Source organism: Leptolyngbya cf. ectocarpi LEGE 11479, assembly GCF_015207065.1.
GTDB classification, from domain to species: Bacteria; Cyanobacteriota; Cyanobacteriia; order Phormidesmidales; family Phormidesmidaceae; genus Leptothoe; species Leptothoe ectocarpi.
The window spans coordinates 1-9,955 of the sequence record NZ_JADEXP010000244.1 but is presented as its reverse complement, the minus strand read 5'-3'; the positions used below and the strand labels follow the sequence as shown (position 1 = coordinate 9,955).

5 protein-coding genes and 1 pseudogene are annotated in these 9,955 nt (G+C 42.3%); 3 read left to right on the top strand and 3 right to left on the bottom strand.

Translation table 11 applies throughout. The features are described 5' to 3' along the window. Nucleotides 1-92, top strand: a pseudogene (locus tag IQ260_RS21255) (IS5/IS1182 family transposase); the annotation flags it as partial. A 69-nt stretch (nt 93-161) separates the two neighbouring features. Further along, nucleotides 162-968 (top strand): outer membrane beta-barrel protein, encoded by an 807-nt coding sequence (locus IQ260_RS31740; RefSeq protein WP_193995096.1) that lies wholly within the window; start codon nt 162-164, stop codon nt 966-968. 3 nt (nt 969-971) lie between these two features. Here IQ260_RS31740 and IQ260_RS21245 read toward each other — a convergent pair whose 3' ends face one another. From IQ260_RS21245 to IQ260_RS21235, 3 genes are all read right to left on the bottom strand, one after another. Further along, nucleotides 972-6,368 carry an nSTAND1 domain-containing NTPase gene (locus IQ260_RS21245; RefSeq protein ID WP_193995095.1) on the bottom strand — a complete coding sequence of 1,799 codons (5,397 nt, stop codon included), beginning with the start codon at nt 6,366-6,368 and terminating at the stop codon, nt 972-974. Nucleotides 6,369-6,567: 199 nt separating this feature from the next. Beyond that, a complete protein-coding gene (locus tag IQ260_RS21240; protein ID WP_193995094.1) occupies nt 6,568-6,783 on the bottom strand; it encodes a PAN domain-containing protein in 216 nt (71 codons plus the stop codon). A 5-nt stretch (nt 6,784-6,788) separates the two neighbouring features. Next, nucleotides 6,789-8,036 (bottom strand): FG-GAP repeat domain-containing protein, encoded by a 1,248-nt coding sequence (locus tag IQ260_RS21235; protein WP_193995093.1) that lies wholly within the window; start codon nt 8,034-8,036, stop codon nt 6,789-6,791. A gap of 544 nt (nt 8,037-8,580) precedes the next feature. Between IQ260_RS21235 and IQ260_RS21230 the strand changes: the two genes are divergently transcribed. After that, the gene (locus IQ260_RS21230) at nt 8,581-9,831 is read left to right on the top strand and encodes a sigma-70 family RNA polymerase sigma factor (protein WP_193995092.1); all 1,251 of its coding nucleotides are present in this window, start codon (nt 8,581-8,583) and stop codon (nt 9,829-9,831) included. The last annotated feature ends 124 nt before the right edge of the window (nt 9,832-9,955 follow it).

Here is a 9,955-nt window from a genome sequence, read left to right as displayed (position 1 = left end):
GCCTGAGTAAGGATTATGAACGCTTACCCGAATCATCTGAGGCCATGATTTATATTGCCATGACTCGCTTGATGCTCAGGAGACTGGCATGATTTGATACACCCCTCTACCTTTTAAAACATCCTCTTACTTCTGTTGATGATGGAAATGATGAGCCGCTGGTGCCTATTGATGAGCAAGAAGAGACATCAGGTGATAGCCTAGGTGAAGTTATCCCTCTTACCCCTGCAGATGATGAAAACGATGAACTGCCAAGCTCCATTGTCCAGTTGAAGGCAAGAACTGCGTCATTCACTAACTCTAGTATTGCTCTGAAAGAACCTGAAATTAGTGATAATATCTCAACAGCTAGCGTTGCCTTAGAGGCTACTCCAAATTTAACATCTAGTACCCAATTGATTGCTTCAGCTGAAGCTGGAATTATTCGTTTCTCTCGAGGGGCCGTTTTCGATGCAGATACGATGAAATTCGGCGCAGCCGTTCGTCAGCGATTAAATGAGAAAATATTTGGCCAACTTGGATGGAATTATGTTCAGCTGAAAAATAGAGGCTTTAACCTTGATGATAAACGTCTTCTACAACAAAATTCAGTTTATCTAAACTTAGAGTATAAAGAGTCTCTAGCTGAAAACCTTTACATAAATCCTTTCTACCAATTTAAAGCTCGCTTTGCTGATCCAACAGATCGTTCTCGTCTAAGCCATACCTTAGGTACAGAGCTAAAGTACAATTTGGCATCCAATGTCGAAACGGCTTTGGGCTATCAGCTCACGCTCGATGACTATACTAAAATATCTCGTTTTGATACAATTCATCGACTCAAAGCCGATGTTACCTATCGCATTAATCAAGCTCTTTTTGTAACTGGTCTAGTTGCCTATCAGTTTGGTTCATCGTCCGATGATGCCCTTGATCCTGAAAATTTATCCGTTGGGATAGAGTTTGGTCTCGATTTACCACTATTCTGAAACTCATTCACGGGGGCAGACCTGACTCCGCTCATCAGTTTCATTAAGAGTGAATAGAAAACTACTAAGTTGATTACATCCTTTACTCAGCCAATTCGCTAACGCCGATGGATCGTTGAGTGCTGCCATTAATGGATAAGGGTTAGCAAAGTTTATGCCTGTCTCGTCTCGAAATATAAATTGTAAGTTAGACGGAGGATCATCACGTGTAACAGTCTTTATTGGAGAGGTACTGTTAAGATTCCAGAGCATAATTGTGCCTTCGTTATCTCGAGACATGATCGTCTGACTATCATAAGTAAACTCTACATCACGAACATTACCAGAGTGTTCAGTCAAAGTTTTCAATGGTTCTGAGTCTAACGTGTTGCCTCTGATGCGCCACAAGTTTACAGTTTGGTCTTTACTGGCGGAGACCATCCATTTTCCATTGGGGCTAAAAGCAATGTCTGTAACGTCGCCAGTATGTGCAGACAACACTTCCAGACATTCACCTTCTAAATTCCAAAGTCTAATACTGCCATCGGAACTGCCAGAAGCAATAAGCTGACCATCAGGACTAAATTTCACTACCCTAACACTCTCTTGATGGCCTTCTAAGATTTTCAAAAGTTGACCATCAAGATTCCATAGGCGTATTGTCAAATCTTTACTTCCAGAAGCTAATTTGGTCGTACTAGGATTAAAGTCCAGGCTATTTATTCTTTCTTGATGTCCCTGAAATTGTTGACTAATGTCACTACCTCTAGGTTCTTTCTTTACTACATCCCACAACTGAATAGTATAAGCTTCGTCTTTATTGCTTGATGCGATCAATTTACTATTGGGACTAAAGTCAATTGCTGATATGTTGGACACATGCCCAGAAGGCATAGTCATGCTTGCTACTTCCGCGTCATGGATATTTTGCTCACTTAAGAAAACTGCCCCTTCCTCTTCTCCTGTTGCATAAATATTCAACTCTGGGCTATAGCCAAACATAGATGGAAATTCTACAAAAGAGTCGTCAGGTTCTAACAACAACAGAGCCTCCCACTGCCGAATAGTTTCATCGTCTCCAGCAGACAGGAAGTTTATTTTCTGATGGATTACTCCATGCTGAAATAGATCCGAAGGGCTCTGCTCTGGGAAAAAGTCTATACTAAAAGGACTAGATGCATAGTTGGATAGATTCGCTAAGATCTTCTTGTTTGCCACTCTTGTAATCTGGATGTGGCTAGGATCAGTACCTCCAGATAAAAGAAAAGCTCCATTTGGGCTAATAGCAATTTCCTCGATCCATGATTCAAATTCTTCGAACTCTATAATATCATTCTCCGATAAATTCCAGATATATATACTGTAACCGTTAGCGAAAAATAACTGGTTTTTATCTAGAGAGAAAACGATGTCGTTAATCAACCCAGATTTACCTTGAGTTCCAACTAATTTCTGGTCTTCAACTTGCCAATTTCTTATCACATTATCTACATCAACTGATGCTAACTGTTGACCATCATGACTAAAAGTTAAGGCTTTGACCCCAGTGCTATGGCCTTCAAATATACCGACATGATTATAAGTTTGGGCATCCCAGAGCTTTATTACTTGATCTTTGTCGCTAGCTGTTGCTAAATATTCCCCATCAGGACTAAAGGCGACTTGAATATTACCATCCACATCATGCGCAACAAGCAACGAGTGGGACTCTTCTTTAGAAATCTTCCAAGTCAGTTTATTATCATCATCAGCCATTAAATTACTGAACCATACCCGTCCTCCACTGCCGGTAGCAATTGCAAGTTTTTGACTGTCAGGACTGAAGGCAATATCAGTAATGTATTGATTATCGGAGCTTCCAAATAGTGTTTGTGGGGATGTACCATCACTTTTTCGCAAAAATACTTCTTTCCCACTGGCCGAAGCAATCCATTGTCCATCTGGACTGTAACGAGCACTATGAATTTCCTGAGCATGATCTGTCCATCGATTACGTTCATAGTTTTGAGGGATCACTTGCATTAATGTAGCAATGGTTTGAACCCGAAGATCAGTATAAGTCTGAGGTCCAACTACCCAGGGTCTTAATCGCTCTAGTTGTCGACCTGCCTGGACACTGCTGATTGCAGACTCCAAAGATTTGTGTTCCGAAAACTGAGACTCTGCAAGAGTATTCAATGCTTTAATGTTGGACCCAATAGCTCTTTGACTTTGCCTCCAGGCCACACCACTAAGGGCCAATGTACCAAGACCCAACGCAGTGACAATCCCCAATGTTATGCGAGTGCGGCGTAGCTTACGCTTATCTTGCTGTCTAGCTTCTTCACGTGCTTCTTGGCAAGCTTCAAAAAACTGTTGAGCCTCAGCAGATAGTTCGTCCGTATAATGAATATAAAGATCTTCTGCCGCCTCTAACCGAATTCCACTGAGAAGATATTCAGGCTTTGCTTGATTCTGGATCCACTGTTGAGCAGCGTCCTCTAGCTGACGCTGGGCTCTCAAACGGTCTCTATTTTCATCTAACCACCACCGCAGCGTAGACCAATGTCGAATCAAAATCTCATGGGCAACTTCAACAGTAGTCTCAGCCTTCAACTCTTCAAGATCAGTTTGAATATCATTCCAATAAGAACTCTCAACAATCTGGCTCTCTAGTAAAGTCTGACCACCTTTTATACCCATAGTAGCTTCTCCTGAACCCTCTGGGCTATCTTCTCGATTAGCCAGTGAATCACTACTAACAACCACTAATTTCTCCTTGACTAACACCTGTAGTGTTTTTTCAACGAGTTCTACTGGATATTTACTTACCATCAATGCCTGTTTGCCAATCCGCCGCCGCGTATCTTCTGTGCCATCCCCCAATTGAGTCAACGATAGAAAAATCCAACGGACACAGGCCTGTGCCTGCTCATCAAAGCCATCGTAAATCGACTGAGCTTTTCGTTCTAGTGCGCCTTTTAGCCCTCCCACCTGCTGTTGGTAAGTCTGTAGTGTCAGTAATCCTGGCTGACGCTGCTCCCATACTTGGGTTAGTACAAACTCTAATAACGGTAAATCACCCAATCCTTGACTCAAATCTTGGAGCAAGCTGTCGACTAATTCTGGCTCTACCTCAAGGCCCACTGCCTCAGCAGGGTTAACGATCACTTGCTGATAATTAGTAGACTGCAACACAGGTGGTACAAGAACTCTATTGCGCTGCAGTGCTTGCGTTAATTGCGGATATTCCAAACAAGATGCAATAAAATCAGCTCGTAAAGTAATTACTAACTTAAACCGGTCAGCCGCCTGTTCCAATATCTCGAAGAGTAAGGCAAGAAACTGCTTTCGATCCTCTAAGGGCGCAAGGGTGAAAAGCTCTTCAAACTGATCCACGACCAGAACAGTAACAGGTTGAGGCTGGCTTCTTAACCAGTACACAACCCCTTCTGCTCCTTGGTATAAAATTCCTTCCAGTTGTTGTTGTTGCTGATACTGTTGTTCCCGTGATGTGCCAGGCTCAACCAAGCACTGAGCCAAGGCCGTTAATGGACGATTCCCTGGACGACAACTGTACAATTGCCAGTTTTCACTATTGGGGATATCATGCCCCTGACGAAGGCGCGCCATGAGCCCTGCTTGAACAACTGAAGACTTACCACTGCCAGATGCACCAACCACAGCTAGAAAAGCTTGATGACTAATTCCTTCAATTAGCTGTTGTGTAAGATGATCACGACCAAAGAAAAAACGTGCATCATCTTCGGTAAAGGCATTCAGCCCAACATAGGGACAAAGCCCCAAATCCAGATTAGGCTTCTCTGCATAACTATCACGCGCTCCCGGCAATATCTCAATAACGCCTCGATAATGAGACAGCCAGCTATAAAACTGTATCTCGGTTCCACTCAACTTTTTTTGCAGTTTTGTCACCCAACTAGCAGCTGAAAAGGCTGACTCTGGATCTTCTGTACTCAATGTTTCTAGCAAAATTTGTATAAAAGCATCTGGATTGCTTAGAGGAGAAGAACCTGCAATCAAACATTGACCATGCTGATCGTCAACTTGGAGATCTGAAATCCAATCCTGTAAATCGTTTGCGCCAGGGCAGTCCAAAATTACAATTTGCTGAAGCACATGGGAACGTCGTAGGGTTCGCCGCAACCAAGATTGTGCTAAAGATTGCTGGCCGCGTAAAAGTAGGGCAGTATTGGTCCCTTCTGTCAAAATCTGCCCCCGTAGATACAGTAAACCAGTTGCCGAAGTTGAATAACCAATTAATGTATTGACCTGAAATTGGTTTTCAATAATTTGAGGAATCTCCGACCATACCTGGGCTACCTGAGGACAGTAAGTTACGTCAAATCCACCCACTTTTTGTAGTTGCTTTCCAAAGTCTAGGCTTGAGGTACTATCGGCAAAACCGTCAATTATTAAGGCCGGTCGATTGGCTCCCATTGCGAGATTGTTCGATCTAAGCCCTAAAACGAGTTCACCTACCCCTTCAACAATGCGTTTAGGTGTTTGCCAGGGGTATTCAGAGAACAATTTAGAACTGCCCTGCCCACGTTTTTGTTGATTATTTAGTCGAATTTTTCGGTTTGTTTCGTCAATATACCGTAGTGTTTGGTAATAAACATATTTGTAGAGTTTGTCAGCTTCAATAACGCCCTTTTCATCTGCTGCAGCTCCCAATAATCCTTGTATTAAGTAATGACTAAAGACACCATGACCAAGCTCAGAAAACTCCCATGATTGTTGTGCTTGACCACAAGAGAGAAGTGCATAAAAGCCCTGACTTTTTTTGGCTTTCTGTCGCAAAAGATCCATCAGTTGAACCGTAGGATTTTCTAAAATTATGCTGTTGTCTCTACGTGATCCTTGTAAAGGTAAATCGTCACTTTGGTAGGTATCTAACAAAACTTTGTTATTCCTACTTGCCCCTTTCAACGATAATCCCCCACTATGGCAGGCATCTAACCAAACTAATTGATGCCGTGCTGCGCAATGACTGAGAATCGTGAGTAATTCCTGCATACTCAGACCGGTTTCTCGCAAATTAGTACGGTCAGTATCCTGAAAGCATAGAAAAATTTGTTGATCCGTTGCTGTTAAGGAACCGTGACCTGAAAAGTAAATTAGAACAGTATCCTGTTCTGCAGCATCATTAATTATTCTGTCAAGGTTAGCTCTGACAGCTGACAGCGTTGGTAAATTATTGGCCGTATCGTGATGGACGATCAGCGTTTTACGTGGAAATGATTGGGTAGCAACGGCTAGCGCATCAGCTACTCCCTGACAATCTGCAGCGGAGTAGGCCAAATCAGGCAACTGGTCATCAACATAGTTGTCGATACCAATAAGTATTGCCCATAACTTAGCCTTGCCTGTCTCCAAAATACGGCTGGCACGACTTGTTTTGAGACTCATAGGAGCCATAGCGCTCTACCTCACCCATATATGACAAAAAACTACCACAATTAAGGGAGTTGTAATATACTCCACTAAGAAAAGCCTATGTCCAACGATTCCCTTGAGTTACTTTATGGATGGATGAAGCATACAACCCATCCATCCATAAAGACTGTTACCGCTGTACACCAGAAATCATACCTGTACCACGCTTTGATCCTAGGACTCAATCCTTAAGCCAGCAGAGAGACTTTCTATTATCGAAGACATTGGGCTGATAACCTCGTCCTGCATAGGTAAAAGCATTACAATTACAGTCACCTACACAAGCCTTTAAACAATCCTCCATTTGTGTTGCTGCAAAATGGTCATAATCATGACCATTTTGGTCAACTTCGAAATCAATGACAAATCGTGGTCCTGCTACCGGTGCATTTCCCATCGGTTCTATGGGCTTGTCATAACAAAAACGCCAGTATTACCAAAACCAACGATATCTCCCTTACCATCCCCATTTACATCCGCTAGCGTTCGAATGTGCCGAGCAATATCCCAAGAACCTGCATCTGCATTACGGCCAAAGTTATTGATCCACGTCTGGGGTGAGTTAAACCCAGAGCCAGTGGACAAGGAAACAAACGTCCCAGCATTACCAAAGCCAACGATATCGTCCTTCCCGTCACCGTTTACATCAACTAAGGTGCGAATATGCTGGTTTATGCGCCACCCTCCAGTTTCATAACCAAAGTTATCCACCCACATCTGAGGTGAGTTAAATCCAGTGCCCGTTGATAAAGCCACAAACGTCCCAGCATTGCCAAAGCCAACAATGTCGTCTTTCCCGTCGCCGTTCACATCCGCTAAGGTGCGAATATGCTGACTACTATTCCAGGAACCCGCATCAATGTTACGGCCAAAGTCATTCACCCACATCTGGGGTGAGTTAAACCCAGTACCCGTTGATAAAGCCACAAACGTCCCAGCATTACCAAAGCCAATGATGTCATCTTTTCCATCTCCATTCACATCCGCTAGGGTACGAACATGCTGATCTGTCTGCCATTCTCCTGACCCATAGCCAAAATCATTTACCCACATCTGGGGTGATGCAAACTCAGAACCGGTGGATAAAGCCACAAACGTTCCAGCATTACCAAAGCCAACAATGTCATCTTTTCCATCTCCATTCACATCCGCTAAAGTGCGAATATGCTGACTAATGAGCCATCCTCCTTCATTACCAAAGTCATTCACCCACATTTGAGGTGACGCAAATCCAGAACCGGTTGATAAGGAGACAAATGTTCCAGCATTGCCAAAACCAACAATGTCATCCTTACCATCTCCATTCACATCCGCTAAAGTCCGAATATGCTGACTAATATTCCAAGAACCCGCATCTGTATTGCGGCCAAAATCCTTAATCCACATCTGGTATGGTTGAAATTTAGAACCAGTAGATAAGGAGACAAATGTTCCAGCATTGCCAAAACCAACAATGTCATCCTTACCATCCCCATTCACATCCGCTAAAGTGCGAACGTGCTGACTGATACGCCATCCTCCTGCCTCATAACCAAAGTTATTGGCCCACCTTTGTAATTGACTTGCAAATGCTACATGACTACTACCTAAAACCAGGCAACTTATAATCCCTAGCTTCGCAAGAATGTTCTTCTTTTCTAAGGCAGACATGATTTTTGTTACTCCAGACTTTAAAATTTCAAAATAACCGTCTCAAAGACAACCATCATTACTGATATTGCTCATCCTCTACAATGCCTAGCAGAGAATACAAAGCTATATATGCCGTAAGATATGTCATCAATCAAAACCCCTTATGAAGGTTATTTAGAGACAGAGCACACATTAGTTGCCGTCTTCCTTCCTCTCTAGGTGCTTCTTTAGAGACTTATGCACTTTGCGAGATAAAATCTTAGATAGTTGGGAGATTTGTAGAGGCTGATTGCTTCAAAACTGGAATTCGTAATCTGCTTTTGCTCATCGTCATTTTTGCATGGGTAAACTTTTGTAAAAACAGCTGCAGAATGACTAACATATTTAGATGCGCTGAAACCTCCATAGAAAGAGGACTTTACCTCCGTTTATGTCTTACAAATTTAAGTCCTAAGCCTGTATGGGTAAAAACTGTACAAAATCATGCAAGAATTCTTATCTAATAAGGGAAGTACTGTTTTCCCTCCAGGAATTAGAGCGTATCTACTTGAGGTATTGACCTATGCGTCCTAGGACGGATTTAATAGAACAGTTCTCAGCATTTTTGGTCTTCGATGGCGATAGGTTTCGCCGATGGTTAAGCGATGTGCGATTTCGCCAGAGCATGGAACGCTGTTTGACCCAGGCAGGTCAAACCTCTGGTAGTTCTTCAGCTAATTTTTGGGCATTATTCTGGCATCAACAATGGCAAGTGCAATCTAGTAGAACAGCTAAAGGGCATCTACAAGCCTATGCTCAAGAATGCTGTTACGATGCCGCTGATAACATTGTTGTAAAATTTGGCCAGAAGATTAATCATGGCAGAGAAGATTGTTTTCAGTTGCTTCTTACTAAATTTGATCGAGTATTAAATGGATTTGATACTGAGAAAGGAAGAGACTTTAAAGCATATGCCAGCACTACATTCAGATCTCTGCTGAAAGAGATTTTACGACAACGCAATGAAATAGATATTTGTACTCCTTGGGCATTGTTACGTAAGACTGGACCACGCACTATGCAAAAATCCTTAACCAATGAAGGACTATCTCCGTTAATGGTGGAACAATATTTATTGGTTTTTGCTGCCTTTCGCCAATTCTACATCCCTCAACAAGCAGCAGTAACACGCCAATTGCCCGAACCTGACAGAGAAACTCTTATATCTATTAGCGCCTACTACAATCAGGAAAAAGGTAATTATATATCTCAGCCCAGTCCTCCACTTAACCCTGATGAAGTCTTCCAAATCCTAATCGCTTCTGCTAAAGCTGCTCGCCTTTACCAGAAGCCAAAGGTTCTATCAGCTAATGTTCATCGGTCAGATGATGATGAGAATGATGAGTGGCTCGATACTTTGAAGGATGAAGATCACTCTTTACCATTGTCAGAGTTAATTGAGGCAGAGGAGGCAAAAGAACGTTCTCTACAGCGTGCCCAAGTCAATGAAATACTTGTTAAGGAATTACAAAATTTAGATAATGACTCCAAGCAGTTACTGAAACTTTACTATCAAGATAACTGTATACAAGAAGTCATAGCTGAAACGCTAAATATCAAACAATACACTGTTTCTAGACGACTCAATAAAATTCGAAAAGTTCTACTCACTCAATTAGTCCAATGGTCTCAAGAGACCTTGCATATTGATTTAAATCCGAACCTATTAAAATCTATAGGAGCCGACTTAGATGAATGGTTAGTGGCTCATTACGGTTGTGCCTCTGCTATTGATACCCAAAATAACCTAGCGGAGGATGAAAATGAGTACTAAGTACTTATCCAAAATTAATTACATAGTCTTCCCCAAACCCTTTGAGGACTTTTTCGACATATTGAACCAAGCTTTCCCAACTCTCGTAAGCATCAAATTCAATCCACTCATATTTCATAAACCG

Excerpts from the sequence above, each read along its gene's own strand:
- IQ260_RS21245 (WP_193995095.1), bottom strand. The coding sequence starts at position 6,368 with ATGGCTCCTATGAGTCTCAAAACAAGTCGTGCCAGCCGTATTTTGGAG.
- IQ260_RS21240 (WP_193995094.1), bottom strand. The coding sequence starts at position 6,783 with ATGGGAAATGCACCGGTAGCAGGACCACGATTTGTCATTGATTTCGAA.
- IQ260_RS21235 (WP_193995093.1), bottom strand. The coding sequence starts at position 8,036 with ATGTCTGCCTTAGAAAAGAAGAACATTCTTGCGAAGCTAGGGATTATA.
- IQ260_RS21230 (WP_193995092.1), top strand. The coding sequence starts at position 8,581 with ATGCGTCCTAGGACGGATTTAATAGAACAGTTCTCAGCATTTTTGGTC.